This is a genomic window from Pseudoalteromonas sp. OOF1S-7 (assembly GCF_022347765.1).
In the GTDB taxonomy this organism is placed as follows: Bacteria; Pseudomonadota; Gammaproteobacteria; order Enterobacterales; family Alteromonadaceae; genus Pseudoalteromonas.
In genome coordinates, this window is record NZ_JAKRFZ010000002.1 from 448,153 (window position 1) to 472,734 (window position 24,582).

The 24,582-nt window shown below is 48.8% G+C and carries 16 protein-coding genes; 11 read left to right on the plus strand and 5 right to left on the minus strand.

The annotated features are described in order from the left end of the window. Nucleotide 1: 1 nt before the first annotated feature. Complete coding sequence (locus MHN33_RS04720) at nucleotides 2-2,188, plus strand: DUF5916 domain-containing protein (protein WP_239396373.1); 2,187 nt, start codon at nucleotides 2-4, stop codon at nucleotides 2,186-2,188. 39 nt (nucleotides 2,189-2,227) lie between these two features. Here MHN33_RS04720 and MHN33_RS04725 read toward each other — a convergent pair whose 3' ends face one another. Continuing rightward, on the minus strand, nucleotides 2,228-4,276 hold the full coding sequence (locus tag MHN33_RS04725) for a winged helix-turn-helix domain-containing protein (protein ID WP_239396384.1): 2,049 nt from the start codon (nucleotides 4,274-4,276) through the stop codon (nucleotides 2,228-2,230). A gap of 395 nt (nucleotides 4,277-4,671) precedes the next feature. On the opposite strand from MHN33_RS04725, the gene MHN33_RS04730 reads away from it, so the two are divergent. Beyond that, a complete protein-coding gene (locus tag MHN33_RS04730; RefSeq protein ID WP_239396386.1) occupies nucleotides 4,672-8,184 on the plus strand; it encodes a hypothetical protein in 3,513 nt (1,170 codons plus the stop codon). Between the two features lie 48 nt (nucleotides 8,185-8,232). Here the strand turns inward: MHN33_RS04730 and MHN33_RS04735 are convergent, their stop codons facing one another. After that, a complete protein-coding gene (locus tag MHN33_RS04735; RefSeq protein ID WP_239396396.1) occupies nucleotides 8,233-9,612 on the minus strand; it encodes an aminotransferase class I/II-fold pyridoxal phosphate-dependent enzyme in 1,380 nt (459 codons plus the stop codon). An 86-nt stretch (nucleotides 9,613-9,698) separates the two neighbouring features. Here MHN33_RS04735 and MHN33_RS04740 point away from each other — a divergent pair, with 86 nt between their 5' ends. Together MHN33_RS04740 and MHN33_RS04745 are read left to right on the plus strand one after the other, a co-directional pair. Then, nucleotides 9,699-11,099, plus strand: coding sequence for a PLP-dependent aminotransferase family protein (locus tag MHN33_RS04740; RefSeq protein ID WP_239396398.1), 1,401 nt, complete (start codon nucleotides 9,699-9,701; stop codon nucleotides 11,097-11,099). A 64-nt stretch (nucleotides 11,100-11,163) separates the two neighbouring features. Then, nucleotides 11,164-11,811 carry a hypothetical protein gene (locus MHN33_RS04745; RefSeq protein ID WP_239396401.1) on the plus strand — a complete coding sequence of 216 codons (648 nt, stop codon included), beginning with the start codon at nucleotides 11,164-11,166 and terminating at the stop codon, nucleotides 11,809-11,811. Between the two features lie 3 nt (nucleotides 11,812-11,814). Here MHN33_RS04745 and MHN33_RS04750 read toward each other — a convergent pair whose 3' ends face one another. Both MHN33_RS04750 and MHN33_RS23835 read right to left on the minus strand, forming a co-directional pair. Beyond that, complete coding sequence (locus MHN33_RS04750) at nucleotides 11,815-12,435, minus strand: LysE family translocator (RefSeq protein ID WP_239396403.1); 621 nt, start codon at nucleotides 12,433-12,435, stop codon at nucleotides 11,815-11,817. A 122-nt stretch (nucleotides 12,436-12,557) separates the two neighbouring features. After that, nucleotides 12,558-12,689: a hypothetical protein gene (locus MHN33_RS23835; RefSeq protein ID WP_275442523.1), complete on the minus strand. Its 132-nt coding sequence runs from the start codon at nucleotides 12,687-12,689 to the stop codon at nucleotides 12,558-12,560. Between the two features lie 227 nt (nucleotides 12,690-12,916). Between MHN33_RS23835 and MHN33_RS04755 the strand changes: the two genes are divergently transcribed. From MHN33_RS04755 to MHN33_RS04780, 6 genes are all read left to right on the plus strand, one after another. Beyond that, nucleotides 12,917-13,234 (plus strand): hypothetical protein, encoded by a 318-nt coding sequence (locus MHN33_RS04755; RefSeq protein WP_239396405.1) that lies wholly within the window; start codon nucleotides 12,917-12,919, stop codon nucleotides 13,232-13,234. A 56-nt stretch (nucleotides 13,235-13,290) separates the two neighbouring features. Further along, a complete protein-coding gene (locus MHN33_RS04760; protein ID WP_239396407.1) occupies nucleotides 13,291-14,001 on the plus strand; it encodes a YafY family protein in 711 nt (236 codons plus the stop codon). A gap of 258 nt (nucleotides 14,002-14,259) precedes the next feature. Then, on the plus strand, nucleotides 14,260-16,695 hold the full coding sequence (locus tag MHN33_RS04765) for a TonB-dependent receptor (RefSeq protein WP_239396409.1): 2,436 nt from the start codon (nucleotides 14,260-14,262) through the stop codon (nucleotides 16,693-16,695). A 185-nt stretch (nucleotides 16,696-16,880) separates the two neighbouring features. After that, nucleotides 16,881-17,507 carry a hypothetical protein gene (locus tag MHN33_RS04770; protein ID WP_239396411.1) on the plus strand — a complete coding sequence of 209 codons (627 nt, stop codon included), beginning with the start codon at nucleotides 16,881-16,883 and terminating at the stop codon, nucleotides 17,505-17,507. Nucleotides 17,508-17,648: 141 nt separating this feature from the next. Further along, nucleotides 17,649-18,386 (plus strand): transporter substrate-binding domain-containing protein, encoded by a 738-nt coding sequence (locus MHN33_RS04775; RefSeq protein WP_239396413.1) that lies wholly within the window; start codon nucleotides 17,649-17,651, stop codon nucleotides 18,384-18,386. A gap of 78 nt (nucleotides 18,387-18,464) precedes the next feature. After that, nucleotides 18,465-19,187: a transporter substrate-binding domain-containing protein gene (locus MHN33_RS04780; RefSeq protein WP_239396415.1), complete on the plus strand. Its 723-nt coding sequence runs from the start codon at nucleotides 18,465-18,467 to the stop codon at nucleotides 19,185-19,187. A 55-nt stretch (nucleotides 19,188-19,242) separates the two neighbouring features. Here MHN33_RS04780 and MHN33_RS04785 read toward each other — a convergent pair whose 3' ends face one another. After that, on the minus strand, nucleotides 19,243-19,749 hold the full coding sequence (locus MHN33_RS04785) for a GAF domain-containing protein (protein WP_239396427.1): 507 nt from the start codon (nucleotides 19,747-19,749) through the stop codon (nucleotides 19,243-19,245). A gap of 75 nt (nucleotides 19,750-19,824) precedes the next feature. Between MHN33_RS04785 and MHN33_RS04790 the strand changes: the two genes are divergently transcribed. Next, entirely contained in the window at nucleotides 19,825-24,540 is a 4,716-nt protein-coding gene (locus MHN33_RS04790; protein WP_239396437.1) for an ATP-binding protein, read from the plus strand. Nucleotides 24,541-24,582 lie beyond the last annotated feature (42 nt).

A 24,582-nucleotide genomic window follows, 5' to 3' on the forward strand; every position in this document is an offset into this window, starting at 1 on the left:
AATGAACAAGTTGAACGCACTAAGCTTAGCACTATGTACTTTATACACGGCTTGCAGCACCGCGCAGCAATCACCAGAAACCATTCGGGACTGGCAACAATTTACCCAAAGTGATACCGCTATCCCACGACTTGCTACGGCCCCGAGCATAGACGGTGAACTAGCGCCTGATGAGTGGACTGATGCCCGTGTGATCACTGAGTTTGTTGAATTCCGGCCAACGGTGGGTGGTACACCCAGGCACCCAATCACCGCCTATGTGGCCTACGATGAACACTTCTTTTATGTTGCTGCCAAAATCACCCAGCCTGCTAACACCATTGTGGATCGGGTACTCACTCAGGGTGAGCGTGTGTGGAACGAAGACTATTTTGGTCTGATCCTGGACACCAATTACGATAAATCGGACGGCTATCTATTTCATGTCACGCCTTCAGGGGTTCGTGAAGATGGTCTGGTGAATGGGACCGAGTACATCGCCGAATGGAAAACCCTGTGGTATGCCAAAACTCAGCAACAGCAAGATGGCTGGACGGTGGAAATTGCCATTCCCATGCAATCGTTATCCTTTGACCCGGATGCCAAAAACTGGGGACTACAGTTACGCCATAAGCTCTCCAGCCCCTATGTGCAATCCTACTGGAACCTTAACAACCCCAACTCGGCAGGCTGGCATGCATCACAAACCGCACCCATTTCCGGACTTCACGAATTAGACCAGGGGCAGGGTATTGAGGTTAAGCCCGGCCTGGCCTACAAGGATACACTCGATGAGAGCAGCTTCGAGCCCTCCCTGGACGCCACTTATCGTTTTACACCCAGCCTGACCGGCCAGATCACACTCAATACCGACTTCTCCGGTACCGATGTCGACGAAATTGAAATGAACATGACCCGGTTTGGTCAGTACTACAGCGAAAAGCGAGATTTCTTTTTGCAGGACAGCCAGATCTTTCGCTTTGGCGGCATGGATGACGACGACTATAACGGCATGCCCTTTTACTCCCGACGCATTGGTCAGGGACCACAATCAGGCGTACTGGATATCAACTGGGGCACTAAGCTAACAGGTAGAGTGGGTAATACAGACTTAGGCGTACTGAGTGTCAATCAGGAACGCGACGGCAATAGTGACAAAACCACTCAGCTCAGTGTCGCCAGAGCCAAACAGCATATTGGCGAGCGCCACCAGCTCGGTGCCATACTCACTCATGGCAGCGCCGATGACAGTGCCAGTCAGGCCCTGACTGGGGTTGATTATCGCTTTGACGATTTACTATTTGGTGAAGAGCAATTGATTGCCAACGCCTTTTACCAGTCAATTGACCTGCCAGACGACACATCCGACAGTGACAGTAAGTCCTATGGTCTGGCATTGTTGCTGCCCAATGACCGGTTTTATCTTAATGCCAAGTATCGCTACATCGGTAAGGATTTTAAACCAGCGCTGGGTTTTGTGAACCGCACAGATCTTAAATACTATCACCTCACCAGCCATTACCGGGTTCGTCCACAAACGGGCTGGCTGGGAGATAATTTAAACCTCTACCAGATCAGAACCTATTATAAACGCTGGGAGAATACCGATGGCGAAAAGAAAGGTAAGCAGCTGTTCTTGCAACCTTTAGTGGTGCAAACCAAATCCCATGACTATTTTTACATCAGTTATGAGATGTACAACAAAGTACTCAAAGATCCGTTTAAATTCCGTAATAACATCCAATTTGCCAAAGGTGAGTATGACTACAAACAGTGGAACCTGTACTATGAAAGCGCCAGTGATCGACCTGTTTTCGTCAGCGGCCGGGTTGTTAAAGGCGACTTTTTTGATGCTGATTTAGAGCGCCTCAGCTTGACCATAAATACCCGCCCAAACAAGCATTTGTATGTACAGCTTGGGCGTCATATGTACTATTACGAGCGTGCGGGCGAGAAAAGTAACATGTACAACACGCGACTAAAAGTCAATATTGCTTTCAACAGTGAATGGTCGTGGAACTCGCTGTTGCAGCACAATACTCAGTCAGACAGTTTCTCGTTGTTTAGCCGGCTGCGCTATGAGCCGGCACCGGATGAGCTCTACCAGCTGAGTATTAATAAAGGATATGATTTAGAGGATGGATGGCACGACAAACAAACCGTATTCAGTGAGACCGCCGTTAAGCTCAACTACACCTATCGGTGGTAACAAAAAGCGCGTTGCCCTATTAAGGCAACGCGCTGCCAGTTACCTCGCAACGGTGCTGTAAACGTCGCTTCTGAATGCGGCTTTGCGACCATAAATCACTTGCCCATCACGCACATCAAACCCCATATAAGCGCCGATATCTTGCCGAGATAAAGGGTGTAGTCCCTCATCAGTCACTTTGTATCGCACCAGTTCATGCCATTCTTTGGTCATCAGGTACACCATACCGTTCTCCAGCTCCAGACTTGAAAACGGCTCCAGCTCACCAATTTGCTCTCCCTGAGCTTGCGCAATGCCATTTAAAATACTCGCAAAGGGAAAGCGATAGAGCGTATGATTTTTGTCTGTCAGGTAAACATATTCTGGTGTTGCCGGGTCTGCCATCGCTGTTATCCAGCCCTCTGGCAGCTGTGCCACTTGCTGCATCTGACGATTGTAGATTTGCACCCGTTTACGCTCATTCTGCTTCACAGACAGGGCAAACAAGCTGTTGCTCAACCAGCTTTGCTGGTAAATATATCCGTCAAAGAACAAGGTGTTACCCTGGCTTGTTTCACCGGTGGGGATCAACCACATGGCATGATTATCGTGATTGATCAGCAACAGTTCATCGTCTGGCGACAGCGCCATACCCCGAAGTCGTACATGATCAGGTAATCTCGGTAGCGGACTGGCTTGCTCCTGAGGGCGCTGATAATACACCTGAGAGCTACCCGAACGGTCAGAAATAAAATAGACGCCATTATCAGTGTGTGCTAAACGTGGCGAGCGATCCAGGCCATTGCTGTTATCCAGCACAAACCCGGTTTCCAGCCATTGAAGTTCGATGTCTTTATCATAGGTCGTAAAAACATAATCCGCACCATTACTATGCCGGGCGATATTACAGCAGATTTTATCGCTGAGGCTGCTCAGTAAGGTAGCCTCGTTATCGGTAAATGCCTGATGATACATTTGAGTGCGTGGACTGGAAGACGAAAAAACAACCCCCTTGTGGTCATGATCCCAAATTGCGCCATGCATCAGACCGGTACGCGCAAGCTGCAAGACTTGTTTTGCCGACTCAGGGTCATAGCTGAGCACCCGGCTGTTACCATCATTAGTGTGTGCCGTCAGCAACAAGTGATGTGTGCCCGGATGGGCATCCAGGTAGGCAAGTCGCCAGGTTGACTCAAGGCTGGTTGGTACCTTGGCTCTCTGTGCCGAAAAACTGAGCGCGTACAAATCGTTTTTATGCTCAAAGCGGCGTTCATGCGCCAGCGCATAGATAAGATCATCGCCCGCAACATAAATACTGTCATGATAAATCAGCTCACAGTCATATAACGCCTGATCAGGCGGCGCAAGTTGTCGCGCAGGCAAATCTAGCCTGGCTTTAAACCAGCCACACTGCTCCTTGTAGTACCCTTTAAAGACCAAATATTCCCCCTGACTACCCAGCAATTGTTGCAGATGATAACCGGGCGTCTCAATAGGTTGCGGTAATGCGCTGCTATCATGGGCATATTGAGCAACCCATAAACTGCGCCCCTGCGCTGCGGTCACATTCAAAAATGCAACATGGGCTTGCTGAGTGAGCACGACAGGAAACATTTTTCCGCCACTCACCCGGCTCAACGCCCGACTTTCGCCATACTGTGGCGCAGCCGAACTACCATAATGCGAAACCACGCTAACCAACAGTCCAGCCAGAATAATTAAGCCCGCCAATAAATAGCGCCCTGACAGGCGTTTTTGCGCGGCGGATCGTGCTGGTGTAGACGTATTTTCCTCAGCCCCCAGTTTAATAGGCGCAATAAAGCGGTAACCCTGTTTAGGCACTGTTTGAATATATTGAGGCGACTTAGGATCGTCGCAAAATACCTTTCTCAGATTCGCCACCAGCTTATTGATGGCATTGTCCGTCACTATGGTGCCTTGCCAGATGGCATTTTGTAATTCATCCCGACCAATAATACGGTTTGGGTTGTCAATAAAGAATATCAGTAGTGACAGCAGCCGGGGATCCAGTGTGATGCTATGCTCATCAGTAATGAGTTCGTTGGTTTGTTGGTAGAGGCGAAACTCGCCAATTTGAATAAAATCCATGGACTTCTCGTCTATCCTCTGCGGCTTCGCGCTTTCTTCCAATTAATCGCGTGAAGTCGGCAAATTCGGGCTCGTTGTTCTTATTCTGATATTGCGCCTGCGAAGGAAGCAATGACGAAACAAGGTTCGCCTTAGTCTATGATCATCTCAAAGCTTTGCAACCCACCAGCAAAAGAACATGGCAGAAATATACGACAGCTGAGCAGAAGTTGTGCAACAACCAGGAGATTGAAGGCAAACTAAGCCAATGTTCCGCGTTACAGACTCAGCTGAATTTGCACTGAATTTGCACTGAATTAGCATTCACTTTTCTGACTTATAAACTATGCTTACCCTGCTCACTTTATAACCAAAGGAAGGGCGAGTTTATTTCGCTAAATAGAACAGGTGTGTTTATGAAAAATCTAAAATTATTGCTGGCTGCCTCTTGCCTGACAGCCATACTGGCTGGATGTGGAGGCTCCTCAGACAGTGGCCCGTCCCCCAGCCCAAACCCGAATCCGAACCCGAATCCGAACCCAAATCCAGGCACAACTAACCAGGCTCCTACAGTCAGTATTAGTGGCGACAGTGAAGCACTGGAAGGCACCGCCGTATCACTCAAAGCCAGCGCAACCGACAGCGATGGGCAGGTTGTCAGCTACAGCTGGAGTGTCAGCACCGGACCCTCGGTCACGCTGAATAACAGTACAACCAGTGATGTAAGCTTCACAACGCCCGACGTCACTGAAGATACAGCGATGATACTGGCCGTTACAGTGACCGATGACGATGGTGCAACGGCGACCGCAACGAAAAACTTCACGGTAAAACGTTTAGTCAGATCCGTTACGCTGACCGGCATCGTCACCGACGCGCCTGTGGCGAATGCGTCACTCATGGTGTACGTAGGTGATGAAACCTTCCCGGCGACCGCCGGCAATGATGGTACCTACACCGTTCAATTGAATATCGACGATTCGGCAGTGAACCAGCTTATTCGTATCAAAGCCAATGGTGGCACAAACCAGGAGAATGTAGAGTTTTACTCTCAACTGGAAAGCTTTACCTCCGTTGCCACCCAGGCAGGCGGCGACGGCATAGTCAATAGCAGCGAAAACTTTGGGGTCAATGTGACCAATGTGACTACCGCTGAGTATGCGCTCGTTACCCGTGCTGTCGGCGGTGTGCCACAAACCACCAACGAGCTGAACAATGCGCTGGTAGGGGTTGATGCCAATGAAAAACTGACTTTATCTGCACTGATAAAACTGGTTGTCGACGGCAGCGGTGATACTAAGTTTTCTTTGCCAGCCAGCGTCAACAATACCTTTGAACTGGTTTCGAGCCAAAGCGCCGTCGATGAACTGACCAACACCATCAACGACACAGACCCGACCTTAATTGATAAAACCAAAGAAGAAATCAAAGAGGACGACAAGCTGGTTGATAACGGCGAAGGTTCTATTGTAGGCGACTACCTGATTGGCTCCACGCGCTGGTTCCGTAGTCACTTTACAGAAATGACGCTAAATGAGGATGGTACGGGCACCTTCACCGATCATACCAGCGGTGCCATTACCTGGACACAGGCCACTAACGGATCAGTGAGTATTGTTTTTGCCGACGGCATTTTCTCACCCAGACACAGCTGCAAAAATGCTGAGGGCATGAACTATACCTGCTACTCGCGTTACAAAACTGCGACCTTTTCTATTTACGACGATAACAGCTTTGCGAAAGCAATCAGCCTGACCGCTGTCCGTGACGAGATCAAAGCCGATGACGACACTGTGCTAAATGCAGATGTCACCGACACCGACGATTTCACTATGGTTGTGCGCAACAATACAATCACACCCACAGCGGCACAGATCCCTGGCACCTGGCATTTTGACCAAATGTACTATCTGATGGGTGGTGAAACCGGTAACGAATACACCCTTCCACAAGCCGGTAAGATGGTATTCAACCAGGGTGGCACTGGCAAGTCTACCCTGCCTGACGGCACCGAGCGCGATTTCAGCTGGCAGATAAGTGGCAATAATCTGATAGTGATGTTGGCCAAAACTGACTCAATGGAAGCGAGAACAATCACCTATTGGCTGCTGAAGTCACTACAAAATGGCTTTCAGTTCTGGGCAATCACCGATGACGCCGTTGCAACAGAGCCTGATAAAATGGCGTCAATGACGCACCGCCGTCGCAGCGGGATCATGATGCCTGAACAAGCCATCACCCTGAACAATGCCATGGCCCAGGGGCGTTTTATTCCATATTATGGGGCAAACCTGCCACAAAACTATTTCTTTGACAACTATGTCAATGGCGTGAGCTATGCCCGGCTGAACAAATACACACAAGTCTGGGAAATAGACAACCGCACCTTATCAGTTAATAGCTATTTCGACAGCATGAATGGGCGTAATGTACACCAGTGCCCGGAAGGGGCAACCCCCGAGAGCTGTACCGTTAACTCCAGCAATGACTATCAGGTCATCTCCATGGATAGCAACAGCTGGTATGTGCGCTATAGCTTTACCAACGCCTATGAGCAAGGCCCGAGTTCCAGTTATATGCTGAAATATATGAAGACCGGCACAACGTTAACGCAATTCGACTATATGTGGATGGACAACCGGACTTTCCATATCCTCAACGACAACAACCAGGTTGAGTTTAAATATTACTTCCTGAATTACAGCGACGACGACACGTTCACTCGGGTAATTCGCGACAGTAATTTCAGCGAAATTGGTACCTTTTCAGTTAAATCCGGCAAGCTACATTCTGACGAGTCCGGATCTGTGACTGTGAGTGATTTAAAAGGCTTTGATCGCGACTACATCAAGGTCTGTAACTACCCGCTGGATACTAACTGTGACCAAGGTATGGAAGAAACTTACTATCTTAACGGTCAGGCTGCTGACAAGGCGACTATGATCACTCCGCCACCTAAAGTTGTTTACTCAACTGAAAAAGTCAGTGGTGCCTGGTATGACCCCAGCCAGCCAGATTTTCTGGTGGTGATCCGTGATGGTAGATGGGTCCATATGGAGCTTAAAACCGATGATGATCCCGATGGCAGGGCCGGGCTTGAAGTGGGCTATGCCGAATGGGATGAACAAACCGGCGAGTTTATGGTTAGCCTCTTCTTTGACTCTAATGGCGTATATGGGTACGACTCTGACCTTAAACATACCCTGATGGTCGATGGAGATACACTGACCATTGATATTGAAGGCGAACCGAGCTTTACATTAAGCAGACTAGTAGATGCAAACAATCCCTTAGTCGGGGCCTATGTTGAGTATCCGTTGGATAGTGAACGGATCTGGGTCAGTGCATTCTTACCCGGTAACAAGTTCTTTGAAGCAGATTATGAAAGCGCAGATTCTGCCATGGCAGGTATCAATTACGGCAGCTTTAATTATGATGCCAGCACAGGCAGAACTGAACTAACATTTGAACTGAATCAGCTCGCTGACAGCGACACTATTTTTGCGATGTTCCTGAACGGGGATGTGATCCAATGGAAAGACGGCGACGATCTGGGTACTGTACAACGTGTTAAACCAAGTGCAGGTCAACCTTTGTTCGATAGCCATACTCTGATGTATGAACGCTTTGCGCTCATAAATGGCAGCGAGACTATGTACGTGGAGTTTCATGGCGAGAATGCCCTGGCAGAAGTGGTCACAGAGGGTAAAACGCGTGCCTACACCTGGTCCATTAATCAGGGGCAACTCACTTTGTTGGCCAATCAGCCTGAATTTGGCTTCAGTGCTGAAGGTTATGTTATTTCGCCAAGTGACATGCTAGATGATGGCTGGAAAGTGTCAGTATTGAAAATGATGGAGCCTGAGATAGTTTTAGAAAACGACCCTGTCAGTTCGTATATGCAATTTAATGCAGATATGCGCCGCTAGGTAAATTTTGACTGCGGTCCCTTGATATCAGAGGGACCGCGTTTTTTCTTAGCTTGCCAGTCTGGATAGTTCCGCAATCGCCAGCTCCACATCCTTCATTTCAGTGCACCAGTTGCTAAATGCACAACGGATCACCGCCTTACCCTGCCACACGCCTGGTGTCATAAACACCTGACCGGCTTCGTTTAACTGTGCTAATAAGTCATGTGTATCCAGTTTGTTTTTATCGCTGGCTGAGAACACCACAACGTTTAGCTCACACGGTTTATCCAATTCATAGGCAGGTGAGTTATTGAGCCAGCTGGCCAACACGTTAGCCTGATCCACATTACGCTGGATCTGCGACTTGATACCCTGTTTGCCATAGGCAAGCAAAGTGGCCCAGACGGGCAAAGCACGAAAACGCCGGGAGTTTTCAATCCCCAAAGACATAAAAGGTTGCTCTGTTTCATCATTGACCAAATATGGCGCATCTGCATTACAAGTTGCAAACAGTGAGTGCGGGTGGCGGGTGAGAAAAACGCCGCAGTCATAAGGTACATTCAGCCATTTGTGACAATCCAGCGTAATACTGTCTGCCAGCTCTATCCCCTGCGTTTTCCCTTGCGAACCTGTCAGCAGTCGTTCAAAAATACCAAATGCGCCGTCCACATGTAGCCAGGCCTGATGTTTACGGCACAACTGTGCGACGCGGACCAGATCATCGAAATCGGTGCCAGTCACCGTTGCTGCACTGGCAATAACAATTTTTCCCTGACTGTGACATTCATTCAGTTTGTTGGCCAAATCCGTTGTATCCATCGCTTCACTGTTTGACTCACAGGCAATCTGCACCCAGCTCTCCTGCCCCAAACCTGCCAGCCCCAGCGCCTTGACCATACTCGCATGTGGGGTCGCGGCAAACACGGTATAATCCAGCGCCTTACAACCGGCCTTCGCGACATCAACCCCTTGTTTAAGTCCGACTTCCTGCCTGGCCGTCATGGCACCTAATACATTGGCGGCCGTCGCACCTGTGGTCATAACCCCTTCATATGCAGCAGGTAGCTCAAATAACTCAGTGATCCACTTAATCGCCTGACGCTCTACCTGGCTGGCAATTGAGTCGCCGCCTTTGGAGACATTTTGGTTGTACAAGGTCACGAGCCAATCGGCGTACGTGGCAACCGGGTTGGCTCCGCCAGTGACAAATCCCCAGTAACGCCCACCGTTACTGGCTGACAGCTGAGGGGCTATTTCTGTACTGAAGACTTGCCTGAAAACCTCAAACCCGGCCGGCTGCTCGACAAGTTCACGTGCTTGTAAGCAAGACTCAGGATTGCTTACTCGCCGGGTACCGAGCGACTCTCTGAAGGCGTAACACTCTTGCTCAAGTGCTGCGAGCAGTTGTTCATAAGCCGGCAACTGCCGGGGTGTTAATGCATGCATAATGACTCCTTTTGACTTTACGGCCCTACTTTAACGTGATAGTAAAAAGGTAACAGATACAAAGAATAGAAATTTTTAGATAACAGATGAGTAAGCAAGCAAAATACAAAGCACTGGCCAAACAGTTTATCAATGCCATTGAAGCCGGTGAGTACCAATGTGGCCAGCCTTTGCCTTCTTTGCGCCAGCTGAGTGCGCTCAATCAGGTCAGTATGACCACTGCGCTTTCCTGTTATCGTTATCTTGAATCACTGGGTTACATTCACGCAGATCCAAAACGTGGCTTTTTTCCTTGTTACAACCCCGTCTCGACACAGGCTACAGAGCACACAAAATTTAACGCAGAGATCCGCACTTTACCCAAAAACCCACCCCTGCGACTCAGGTCAGGATTTGCAACAGCGCAACTTGACGCCACCCTGATAGATACACAGCAACTCCGTGCCTCTGTGGCGCGCACCCTGCGTGGTAATCATACCTTGTTCAATTATGGGGACCCACTCGGTGAACAAACTCTGCGACAAGCACTGACGACACATCTTAAAACCCAGGGGTTTGTTTTGCATGAGCGGGAGTTAATTGTTACACAAGGCTGTCTGGATGCCGTAAAAACGGCCCTGGAAGTTACGACCAAAGAAGGCGAGGTCGTTGCTGTACCGTCTCCGTGCTACGCCGGGTTGCTGGATACGCTCAGCGTCATGGGCAGGCAAGTTATGGAGATCCCCTGTCATCAGGACGGCATCGATCTGGCACAACTGGAACAAGCAATGGCTGGGCAGAAAATTGCGGCATGTATGCTCAGCGCCAACTTCCAAAACCCAACCGGCCACTGTCTGAGCGTGCAGCAAAAACAGGAACTCGCGCAGATGGCAAAGCGCTATCAAATCCCTGTTATAGAGGATGATGTTTACCGGGAGCTGAGTCACAACCGCACGATGCCCTTCCCGGTAAAACACTTTGATGAAGACGGCTGGGTGATCTGGTGCAGTAGTATTTCCAAAACTCTGGCACCGGGACTCAGGCTGGGCTGGTGCGCGCCGGGAAGATTCTATCAACATTACAGCGACCTGATCCGTGTGCGCTCTTTAGGATGTAACCGGCCTCTCCAGCTGGCACTGGCAGACTATATTGGTCGGGGACATTACACCCGGTACCTGAAAAAACTTAACCAGACACTTGCACTGCAATGCAACCAATACATCCAGACACTGACACAACGGCTCCCCGCAAATATCCAAATCAATCGCCCGCGTGGGGGGTTAGTGCTGTGGTTTGAACTACCGGGTGTTGATATCAAAAGACTTCAGACCCAGCTTCAGGCAGAGCAAATTTATATTCTGTGCGGCGACGCTTTTTCTACCACCGGGCTCTATCAACAATATGTTCGTCTCAACTTTGGCCTGTGTCTCACTACAGAAGTAAAATCACAGCTTATCCGTTTTGCCCACGTTGCAGCCCACACACAATGTCAAAAATCAGTCAAATAAGATACTAAAACTGGTACAAAAAATGCTTAAATTTTAAACTACGACTTATGCGGTGATTACTATCATGGATCTGACACAGGATGAGCTGGACTATATTCATTTGGTGGTTGAAACATCCCAGCTAGATTTATTTCAGGCACACACCAATTTATGCAATGAACTAAAAGCGTTTACCAGTGATCTGCTTGAAGAGCTGGCCCAGCAAGAAGCAAGCTACGCGCAAAACGAGCGTATGCTCGACACCCATTTACGCGCTGCCAATATCGTCGACTTCCCTGCTCAACCTGTACTGCAGCCAGACAGCCAAAATCGGTGGCATCCGGATCACCAAACGCTGTTGTCTATCATTGACGATTTGCCTCAGATCGTTGAGGGACACGGTATGCCACGCAGCTGGCGATTTACCCCCTACCCGGCAGTCCGTCTACTGCTAAACTTTCCCAGGGCATCATTTCATGTTGACTCTTTGTCACTTACCGGTGCCTGCATTAACACTTTCCCGCTCAACGCCTGGGCACACCAGGATATGTTTACACTAAGAGGCGCAAGTCTGGTGTTACCAAATGGACACTGCATCCAAATCGACATTGCCTCAGTGTCAAGCCGGAGCGAACACCGGTTGGCACTGAAGTTTGACCATTACACCGTCGCCAGTCCAACCCTAAAAGTCTATGTCGTCAGTAACTACGTGCGCCTGCACGGCTGGCATTAAAGCTTAGATGGTTTGATAAACAACCCGTGCTGCCAGCAGCAAAAAAGCGCAGCCAAGTAGTTTGTCAATCACGCCCTGTTTCGCACTCAGATCAAAGCGTTCACGGGCAGAGGCGGTCACGACAGAGACAAAGAAATACCACAGCGCATCGATCACCAGTACTGTCATGCACATGATCACCGCAGCCTTGAGTGTTAGTGCGTCAGGGTCGATAAACTGTGAGAACAGCGCCAGGAAGAAAATGGCCAGCTTTGGATTTAAAAAGGCAATGGCAAAGCCATCTTTTGCCGCAGTAAGATAGCTTTTAGTATCGTGCTCTTTGGCGACTTCAATACCACTGCTATTGCTGCTGAGGATTTTGTAGCCCATATACGCAAGATACGCCGCCCCCGCATAGACCAGGCCCTGATAAACCAAGGGAAATTGCTCAATCAGACTGGCCAGGCCCAGTAGAGACAAACTGGCGTAAATACCCACGCCCAGGCCATGAGATAAACTCGCCACAATCCCGTGCTGGGCACTGTGATACAGGCTGTAACGTAACACTACCGCCAAACTGGGGCCGGGAGACATGGCTCCGACACAACATATAAACGCCAGACTTAACCAGGCCGTTAATTCCATCTTTATTTTCCGCAGAACTAAAAGCGCATAGTCTAACCGAGCGTAAAGAGCGGGCCAATGTTTAAATTCACGTAACAACGGAACCAGCTAGTCAGTTGAGGTGGCGTTTCAGCCGATCAGGATTAGCCATCATGGGTGGAAACGAGTACATACATCAACCACAGTACTCCACTCAAAGCAAACACTGTAGCAACAGCAATAGCCAGCCATTTCACCACTACATCCAGGATGTTGCTATTTTTGTCAGCTTTCATGCCCTCACTCCCTGACGTTTTGAAATTCAGCATCTTAGTGATTTAGCAATACCGAAATCCACCCCAAAAATATGACCGAGTGTTCCTACCATCCGTTTTTAAGTTTGCCTGCGTTCATCCAGGCAAAACTGACCGTCCTGTCTTAGTGGCAAATCAAGGTGCCCTACTGACATTCCCTGACAACACCACGTGCTTTACTGTTATCAACTTAAACAAGGAGATAAAACATGAGCACCAACATCGTAGAAATCGCTACTTTCAAGCTCGCAAGCGGCGTAACTGAAGCTGACTTTTTAGAGCAAAATGCGCAATTTATGGCATTCGTTAATGCACAACCAGGGTCATTATATCGTTCGGTTTCAAAACATGCTGACACCGGCGTTTACACCGACATTGTGTACTGGACTACACTGGAAGATGCGAAGCGCGTGCAAGCTGCTTTCGAGCATGAGCAGGTGTGTCAGCAATTTGCGGCACTGATTGACAAGGATAGTCTGTCACTGACCTTGACTGAGGTGGTTGCGCAATCGCCTTGCAGTGGGTAACCTGACCTGGCTTTTTGAGTGCCGGGGCTATACCCCGGCGTTTTTTGGAGATCACCGTGCACAAATCTGAGCGTTTATTTCAGCTAGTCAACCTGCTTAAAGGCCGGCGACTGGCCATTACCGCGAAGCAGCTTGCCGAGCGGCTTAACGTGTCTGAGCGCACCATCTACCGAGACATCCAGCATCTGCAAAGTTCAGGTGTGCCCATCGAAGGCGAGGCGGGCATAGGTTATCTGATAGCCCAGTGCGATCTGCCGCCCATGATGTTTACCGTCGCGGAACTACAATCTTTGCTGTTAGGTACACGTATGGCCAGTGCCTGGACCGATCCGCTACTGTCGGAGCATGCCAGCAGTGCCATGGCAAAAATTGAGGCGGCGCTGCCCGACCACCTCAAACAACAGCTGGACGACTTTCCCTATGTGGCCGCCAGCTTTGGTCATACAGAGGACCATCAGAGATTCAGCCGTACACTGCGCGAAGCCGTAGTACAAAAGCGTCAGGTCAGATTGCAATACAGAGATGCCAAAGATGCCTATAGTGAGCGGGATATTGAGCCACTGGGTCTGGTTTACTGGGGCGGCAAATGGACCATTATAGGACATTGCCTTTTGCGCAACGATTATCGCGAGTTTCGCCTTGATCGGGTGTGTGATATTTCCCTGCTGGCGCACCCTTTTGAACTCACAAAGGAAAAGAACCTGCAACACTATATTGCTCTGGTTAAAGCAAAATATGCCGATGAGGCAAACCAGACAAGCCTTTAATCTGCCTCTTCCTATGTGTTCTCATCACGTTTAGGCGAGTGTAGCCGATCATCCGATCTGTGTGCTTTTTTTACTCGATTGTTTTTATTTAATAAATTATCAATAATTCATTCTCAGCCAGTATACCCGGTCAAATAATTCGCCACACAAGCAACATTTATTAAACGCAAATGAGAGTTGTTATCATTTAAAATCACTGTTAGTATGCGCTCCCTCTGCAGTCCCGAAGCCGGGTTCCTTAGTCGTATGGAGTGTAAAATGCAATTCTCTCGCTCAAAGAATTCACCAAATATATTGGCCAATGCCGTTAAAATCGCCCTGTTAGGCGCCGCTGTGAGCAGCCCTGCTGCTTTTGCTCAAAATACTGACGAAAGTATCGAACGGATCAGTATTTATAATAAACACAACACGCTGATCCTGGAGTCAGGCACAGCCACCAAATCCAACGTGGCCTTGATGCAAACACCGGCTGCCATTGTGGTTGTTGATAAAGAATTGCTTAAAGCACAAAGTGCCACCACACTTCAGGAAGCCCTGCGTAACGTCAGTGGTCTGGGGCAAGCCGGTAATAACTATGGCATTGGTGACAACCTGACCGTACGTGGCCTGGGAGTCAACTACACCTATGATGGCATGTATGGTGGTGCTGACTTAGGCAACAACTTTAACCCTACCCGCTCGATGACCAATGTTGAGAGCATTGAGGTCTTAAAAGGCCCGGCAACCGGTTTATATGGTATTGGCGCCGCAGGCGGTGTTATCAACCTGGTTGAGAAAAAGCCTCAGCAACAGGAAGCTTTCGAAATCAGCGCCAAAGCAGGCAGCTGGAACAGTTATGGTATTGGCTTTGATGCCACAGGTGGCCTGAACGACCAGTGGGCCTACCGTCTGGTAACCAACCATGAGCGCAGCGATGGCTATCGCGACCTGCAATCAGACAGAGACGAAGTGTACGCCAGTCTGAGCTTTGAAGTAAACGCCAGTCACAAGCTGCTGCTTTCAACCGCTTATATCGATGATGCGTTGCAAATTGACTCAATTGGCGATCCCGTGCGGATCATGAACTGGGACAGCACCAGTGGTACGCCAGGTAAGCTGAGCGGGGCTGATCTGCCAAACGATGCCAAACTGGATGACGATGGCACAAACTATCTGGGCGTACAACTGACAGAACAGCAACGTGAACAGCTGGCAGCCTCAGTGCGCGCAAGCGATGGCCTGCAACCTTACAATCTGGGTGATGGCAACCTGATATCGCCTTTGTCCAAGCCAAACGAAGGTGAAGAGCTGCGCATTAAATTGCGCCACGACTGGCATATCAACAACGACTCGACCCTGACACAGCAAGTCTTGTGGCGCAGCTATGATTCTGAGTTTGCGCGCCAGACAGGTGCTTACAACTACGTGTACTGGGAGCGTCGCGGCGTGATTAATGCCGATCCACGTGCACCGCTAATTATTGATGGCGAACTGCACCCCTTTGCCGCCCGTCGTCAGGAATACCGCCGTCAGGTTGCTGAAGAACAAACCTGGCAATACTTTGCCGATCTGCAACTGGGCTGGAGCCTGGGTGGCGTTATGGGTGAACACCTTGTCAGCGTAAACTATGAAAACCGCGAAATGGCGCTGAAGAGCTGGTCAGCTTACGATGCCGACAGTGCCAAAGGCGACAATGCAATCCCGTATATTCTGGATATTCGCAACCCGAACTGGGCAAGCGGCGATATCATGGATTACGACCCGTCACTGCGCAGCAACTATGATAAATCACTGGATGCCTATGGGATCAGTTTCCAGGAAGTCTTGTATCTGACGGATCAGTTAACCGCACGTGCCGGTCTTGCTTACTCTGCGATTGAGCAGGCTTATCAACACAAAGGCAGTGACCGCGCGCCAGAAGCCAGCAAAGAACTGGATTCAGATGATTCGGGTATGACCTATAATGTCGGTATTAACTACCAGGTTCACCCGCAGCTTTCTGCGTTTGTTAATGTCGCCAAAGGCCGCACGGCTTACAGTATTTTAGGTGCTCTGTCCGATGATACAGCATCACCAAACCGTCCGGATTCTGAGTCAGAGTCACTCGATTTAGGGATCCGTTTCACGGCGCTGGACGAAGATTTGCTTGGCTCAATCGTGTGGTTTGAGACCAGCCGCACAAATCTGCGTTATACCAACCCGCTGTACAACGATGATCCCAAAGATCCGGAGTACAACATCAGTGTTGCGCAATACTTCTACGATGACGAAGATGAATCAAAGGGTGTCGAAATTGACCTGAACCTGGCACTGGCTGAGTCGGTTGACTTAAACCTGAACGCCACCTGGCAGGACGCGATTGAGATCCGTGCCCAGGAGCGCTCAGAGCAGAAAAAAGGAGTTCCAGAAAAAATGGCGAGCGCCTGGGTCAACTACCAGCTGCCAGCCACGGTGCTGGAAAACCTGACCCTCAGCCTGGGTGTGAACTATGTGGATGAGCGTACCGTTAATTCGGCATCATTCGGCCTGCCAACAGCAACGATTGACAGTTACACACGCTGGGATGCTGCAGCGCGCTATCAGGGTGACCAGTATCAGATCCAGCTCAATATTGAGAACCTGACGGATGAGCGTTATTACAGCAAAGCGCTGTTCCTTGGCGGCCTGCCAGGCAACGAGCGTAACGTTAAGCTGTCTGTAAACTACCAGTTCTAAAGCACAGGTGCCGTAATCCGTAATCCGGTTATCCGGTTACCCGTTGCCAACGTATTAGCAAAACACATAAGCGAAGTGGGCCTGCCCACTTCGCTTTTTATTACGATTTAGATCACCCTGCCTGGATAATAAGTTTAGGTACAATCTTTGCTTAGGTATTCCCGACTCTGCAAAGGAATTACCAAATGAAAATTAACACGATTACCCCTCAAAGCGCCTTTTCTGCCAATCAGTATGCAGCACACAATGCGGCACAACTGGATAAACAGGCGCACTTTACACAGCAACTGAATGGTGCCATGGAGGCAGCCGGGCGGACACAACCGGACAACGAGGTTGCGGTTTCCGTTGGGGTGGATTATCAAAGTATTTCTGAGCAGACCAGAAGCTACTATCAGGTTGCCAGAGACAACGCCCACAAACGCGTTGACTCAAGCCAGCCAGAAAAGCAGCAGCAGATCCAGTTCTATCAGGAAACCATGAGCGAAATCATGGAGATGCCAATCGAAGTCAAGGTCGAGCCACACGAAGTCAATGAAGCCTTGCTGTTCAATAACCTCGGAATAGACTACCTAGCCTATAAAGAGCTCAAAGTCAGAATCGAAATGCTCGACCTGACAGAGCAGGAAATGCACGATGATAGAGCGCTTCCCGATTATGAAAAAGACAAACTAAAAGACACAATTGATGAACTCAAAGCCAAACTGGAAGCGGCTATCGATGAGCTGCTTGGCGACAGCCAGGATAAGCCTGTAGAAACCGAACCGAGCGGCACGGTCAGTGAGGTGTTTTCGCTCTATCAAAGCACTTAAGTCTGCCGTCAAACATGCACTGAGTGATACCACACCAGGCTAACAGACAGTGCAATTACGCTCAACGTACTATACTGAAATCATGTCGATTTACAGATCCGGGCCGAACACGGCATCGGCCTGATTACAAGGTAGGTTGCAATGCATCAGTTAGTGCGTTTGGTTGCCCTGTATCCATTTATGAGCTTTGGGGCAACCTATGATACGCCCAGTCTGGACTGGGTGACCGAAGATTATCCACCCTTTAATTACCACATAAACGGCGAGATAGAAGGCTTATCGATCCGCATTTTGGATAGTATTTATCGTGACCTGGGCTGGACTCTGAACAAAAGAGACATCATGCTGGTGCCCTGGCCCAGAGCCTATCGGATGGCCATGACCTCACCTAAAACCTGTATCTTTTCTATTACCTATACTCAGGAGCGAGCTAAAATATTTCAGTTTATTGGCCCATCGATAGATAACCAGGTGGCCATCATTGGCCATAAGGACAACGACTACGACGTCTCAACCCTCAAAGATCTGAAAAACTACAAAATTGGCGTGGTTAAAAACGACATTGGCCACCAGCTGTTACGCCAGTCAGATGTCGGCAAAGACAATCTTGTTTTCCTGGCCTCCGGATTTGAGCTAGTACAAATGCTTAAATTAAAACGCATTGACTTAATTGCCTATGGCGATATTATTGCGCGCTTTCAGTTTAAACGGGCCGGTATAGACCCAGCGCACTACCGCATAATTTTACCCTTGTCACGTTCTTACCTGGGCTTTGCCTGCAATAAACAGGTTGATGCACGGTGGGTTCACAGCATGAACCAGGCGCTGCGACGCTTGCGCCGCAACGAGCCGTCGCTGTTTTTGCCACAATCATATTAAAGCTGTCCAGAGGAACCAATGACGCGTTACTATTCACCGTTAGCCTTCGCATTTGTAACGGTACTACCTGGATTATCAATGAGTCAGTCTGTCTGGGCATCACAACCTGAACAACACGTTGTCCTTGTGCCTATCACAGTCTGTTTTGAACGCTGGCGTCCGTTTAGTTATACCGATCAAAGTGGTGTTGCCCGCGGGCAAGAGGTCGAACTGATCAGAGCTGCAGCCCGAACGATGAATCGCACAGTCGAGTTCAGTGAGCTCCCTTTTAAACGCTGCGTTGCTAACGTTAAGTTTGGCAGTACGGATTTTTCACTCCATGTGGACAAGACCGACGGGCTGGCAATTTTTTCAGATTCAGCGACATCCTGGCAACTTAGCCTGGCAGTGTCCGCAGAGCGGTTTAACAGCATGAAAGACTTCAGGCAAATTGACACGCCCAGGATCATGTTGGCAACAGAATACCCGTATCCCAAAGCAGTTTATCGAAAGCTTGAAGCACTGAATGCCAGATTAGTCAGGCGTTCTTACTATGAAGAAAGCGACGAGCATGCAAAGACGTTTTTTAATATTCTCTCCACTGCACGCGTTGATGCTATGCTGGTAGATAAATTATGGGCCCAGCATATGGTCAAACGATTTAACCTGCCAGTGGTGATACTGGCGCAAGATTTTCATAGTGAGCCTCAATATATTGGCTACCGTCACAGTAATGCCCTGCTAGCCAGGCAGCTTGAAGCTGCTATGGCTGCACTACCGGACGACCTGGTTAAAGCGATTAAAGCACAATATCAGTACTAACCAGACACAATTTGACCAGTCAATTGGTGAAAGCGATTCAAGTACACTATCAGTATTAACTGTACGCCTGCTGACGAGCCAGTATCACCAGTCGCGCCACCACATCTGCCGCAACCTGACTCAAAATTGAAGCATCGTGTTCGTTAAACTCTCGGGCCTCAAAATCAATCAGGCACAAAGTGCCTAGCTGGCTGCCATTCGGATGCCGTAAGGGGCAACCTGCATAAAAGCGGATATTCAGCTCCCCGGTTACCAGAGGATTATCAAAAAAACGATCGTCCTTTAATGCGTTATCAACGACAAAGACCTCATTCTGACAAATAGCGTGGCCACAAAAAGAAATGTCCCGGTGTGTTTGTGCTGCATCCAGCCCAACTTTGGATTTAAACCATTGCCTGTCGCTGTCGACCAGACTTATTAGTGCAATAGGCACATTAAAGACATGTGCAGCAAATTCCGTAAGCCTGTCAAGCTCGGCGTCGGGAAGAGTATCAAGCACCTTTAAGTCATGCAGCGTTTGCAATCGCAGTGCTTCGTTATCCGGCAGTGGTGGATTTTTCATCCAAATCACCAATTAACAGATGGTTTATAAACTATAGTTAAAAATGCCTGAACGTCTACATTAAGGAAAGCACGCGTGCAAGTGCAATTCAAAATTATTGTATGGTTAATGGTCGTGCTTGTCAGTTTACTTTCACTTGACAGGTTTGCACGGTCTTATTTCGCTTCCCATCACCAGGTTAAAGCAACCCGGGACAGCCTGAAAAATATCCATCATATGCAGCAGATAAGCAATGCCATCTTCGCGCTGCAAAAAGAGCGTGGTTATACATTTGGTTTGTCTGAACGGGCTACAGGCGAAACGCTCAGCCAGCTCAATCAGTATCGCAATGACAGCAATACTGCGCTTTCCGATATTGCAATTCAGAGCGCGCAAAACCAAAATTTGCTGTCTTCACTCCCCAGCACGGCAGAACTGATGAGTCTCAGGGCTCTATTTGACCAGCGGCTGCTCACCCGGGAGCAGGCCATGACGCTCTACACGGCAAAAATAGATGCGCTGCTGGACCTGTTTTTAGCGATTGAACTGAAAATTGCCGCAGATGCGGTTAACTCGCACTTATATAGTCTGACTCGGGCCATTGAACAGGCCGGCAAACTCAGGGCACATACGTATGCCATGCTCAACAACACACTGGACAACCGTGCAAGCGCCATCTTTGAGCTCTCAACCTTACACAACACCCATCTTGCGCTACTCACCAACACACCTTTTAGTGAAAGTATTGTCAAGCAAATAACAGCCTTACAAACTCAGCCTCAGAATCAGACATTGAATGATGTATTGTTGTTGCTCGAACGCACCGGCCACAGTACATTCAATGCACAGCAATGGTGGCAACAAAAAACACAATATATCGAGCTGCTCATCACGATTGTCAGTACGCAATTGACCGCTCACCAACAACAGCTCAGCACCGAACTCAAAGCACATGACTCTACCAAGCTGGACTATGCCCTGTATGCTGTAATTGCATTTGTGGGTATAGTCTTGGCCAGTACTCTGCTTTGGCGCACACTGGGGTATAGCAAGAAACCCAAACGGCACCAGACTCCGGTCAAACTGTCGCAGCTTTTGCTATTACTGGGATTAATCGTGTCTTTCATTATGTCTGAGCATGACATTAGTCAGGGTGAGCTGAGCAACGGCTTGTACACGCGCTCGGCAAATGAGCTGAGTAATAACCTTGCCTACTCCGTTATTGCCATCGACAATTTATGGCTGAAGCCGCTGGCCGAGCGGCTGCACACATTGAGTATTACCAAGCAACCTGTTTTTTCCAATGCGACAGGTACAGAATATATAGGCAAGTTTACCCTCTCAGATAATGATCTGGTTGGCTTGTTCCCTGCCACTTTACCCGTGCAGAAACTACAAAAAACCATTACAGACAGTATTACCAGGCAAGGGCCTCAGTCACTCTCTCTGGCATTGATGTCCGACAGCAATAATAAGTTATATAGTGTCTCAACGGCACCGCAGGCTAGTGCAAACGGATTATCAGACATACTACTGGTATTGATCCAGCCCATTGACGACACCCTCACGAAAATCCTAAAAATGCCCGTTGCTTATCAGGGAATTACAACGCATTTGCTGTTCAACGACATAGTGATTGGCCGTAACGACTACTCGACCGGCCAGGCTGCCATGCTACCCAAAAACGGACTGGAGCTGATACATCAAAACTTTGCGCTTGGTTTTACCGTCAGAGCAACTCAGGATCCAGAGCAAATAGAGGGGTACATCAATACGTTGCAGCAAGAGTTTTCGGTGCAACTGGCCTTACTGCTCACACTGAGCCTGACCGCCCTGGTGCTGGCCCATCGGGCGCAAAATCGCATTATTGAGCAGTTACAGCATTCTGAGGCACAGCTTGATAAAGAACGCTTGTTGCTGTCTAACTCTGAACAGATTGTCGGGATGGGGAGCTGGGAGTGGCAACAAGGCAGTCGTGATGTATTGCTATCTAAGACATTGAAAAACCTAATGAGTGTAAAAAGTAGCGGAAAATACGTACCTTACACAGAGGTACTGCGTAAATTAACGCACTCGAGCAGACGTGTCTTATTCAACCATTTGCGTACTCAAACGCTGGATTCACAGATTCGACTAACTCTAAGCTTCTGCGACGAGCAGGAGTCAGAGAAGCAGCTAGAAGTGATCATGACGTCACACCAGAGCGATGCGTCAGATTCTTTGTGTGTCGTCGGCGTTGTGCGAGATATTTCAGAGCAAGTCGCGCAGCAGCAAAGGCAGGGCAAATATCAGGCGTCCCTGCAGGCTGCTCGTCAGGAAGCGCTTGACCGTATGAAAGAAGCCGAAACCCAGCGCCACGAGGTGCAGCAGCTGCTCCACCGTAACCGCGAAACCGAGAGCCTGCTGGAGGCCACACTGGACAGTATTCCTGCCTTTATTTTGTTACTGGACGGTGACGCCAATATCCGCCTGATCAACCGCTTTTGGTATAAAAGCAAACGCCTGAACCTTGAAGAAAGTGGCCTGTTTATTAATACCCTGATGCGTGTAAACGACAACCTGATTGACGTGATTTCCTTGCTTCCGTTGTCGAATAAAAAACCATTGCTGGAAGCGCTTGCATCAGCCAAAACGCGCGACCTGTATTACAAGGATATGGAGATATGCTATCAGCTGGACGGTGCTAAGATGTGGTTTGAAGTGATTTTAACCAACATTATGTGCAACGATAAAAAGTACATGCTGCTATATCAACATGATATTACCCAACGTAAGAACGACGCCACCACCCTGGCCGATGCCAAAGAAACCGCCGAAGCCGCCAACAAAGCCAAATCCCGCTTTCTTGCGACTATGAGCCATGAGATCAGAACTCCGATGAATGGTGTAGTCGGTATGCTGGATATTTTGTCTCAGTCACGGCTGAGCGATGAGCAGCGTCACCTGACATCTGTTGCCAAGAATTCAGCCATGATGCTATTGCGAATAATCAACGACATACTCGACTTTTCTAAAATCGAAGCGGGTAAAATGGTCATTGAGCACGCAGCCTTTAGCTGGCAAAACCTGACCAAAGAACTGTGTGAACTGATGAGCCATCAGTGTCACGAAAAGCGCATAAATCTGAATTTTTACTTTGATCCCGCTTTGGGCTACTGGCACAAAAGCGACCCTATCCGGATCCGGCAGATTTTACTCAATCTTGTAGGTAATGCCGTAAAGTTCACTAAAACATCTGCCAGTAAAACCGGAAATGTGGAAGTCTTTGTGTCACCCGCCACTGAATCCGGATACCTGGAGATCAGTGTCAAAGACAACGGCAAAGGGATGAGCGAGGCGCAAACTCAGGGGTTGTTTAAGCCCTTTGTACAGGCTGACGATAGCATACAGAGAAAATATGGCGGCACCGGGCTGGGGCTGTCCATTACCATGCGGCTTTGTGAGCTGATGAATGGCACCATAGTGTGCCACAGCCTGGAAGATGTCGGGAGTAACTTTATTGTCACCTTGCCTTTTGCACCAAGCGAAACCGGTGAGCAGGAAATTGCGATTAGCTTTGAGGGCTTAACCGCTTATATCGTCTCTGATGATGATAAGTTTGAACAGGATTTGGCACACAACCTCAGCGCTCATGGTATGCACTGTCAGTTAATCAGTGACGACGACCTCAATGCCTATTTGCTTGCCCGCCTGAATGTTGACTATTTGATTATTACGAGCGAAAAATACCAGCATCTGGTTACCAATGGCCAGGACATCATTTCCACTAACAGCGAACTCAAGTGCCTGGTGCTGGAGCACACCAATATTCAGATGCCTGCCATTGAAGGAGCGAATATTTATGCGCTTGAAAATAACCCATACTATGCATTCAGAGTGATTGAGAAGATTGCAACACTCGAAGGCCAGATCAGTCCTGAGCCAGATATGAGCCAGCTGGCAAGTGAAGAGCAGTTACCCACAATTGAACAGGCCCAGCAAAAGAATGCCTTAATTCTGGTGATAGAAGACAATGTCTACAATCAGGACTTGTTTAAGCGCCAGCTTGCCTTGCTTGGACTGCAGTGCATTATTGCCGAGCACGGTGCCATCGCACTTGAGTTAATGCAGAAATATCGATTCTCTTTGATCATCAGTGACTGTCATATGCCCGTCATGGACGGATATACCTTTGCGAAAACCTACCGTGAACTTGAAACACAAGGTAAAGTGCCCAGCCTGCCCATTATCGCGGCGACGGCGAATGCACTCAGTGGTGAGCGTGAAAAGTGTCTGACCGCCGGAATGGACGATTATATTTGTAAGCCCATTGTACTGCATGCACTGCGCGCCAAAATTGAACAGTGGCTTCACAGGCCGCAGACTTCGGGGTTACCGGTTTTGAATGGTCATGCCACTGGGCTGGTTAGCACGGTAGTCAACCAACCTGAAGCTGCCTTGTCCGATGCCCAGGCCAAAGTCAGTGAACCGGAAAAATCTTCAACACGTATTGTAGATTTGAATGTACTGGAAAATTATGTTGGTAGTGACAAAGCGATTCAAAAGCAGTTTTTGCAAGGCTTCTTGGCCGATTCTCGTCCTCTGGTTGAAGGCTTGAGTGCTAAAGAAGTGTCGCTCAGCACCATTAAAAATACCGCGCATCAGTTAAAATCTTCGGCCAAAGCCATTGGGGCTCAGACACTTGCAGATGAGTTTTTCGCGCTGGAGCAAGCCGCCAAGGCGGCAGATGTTATTAAGGTACAGGCCTTACAAAAGGCCTGCGACGACAAGTTTAATGCCGCATGTGTGGAAATAGAAACTATACTTGAGTAAAAAGTATGCCCACACAAGACGTATTCAGGACTATACATGCTC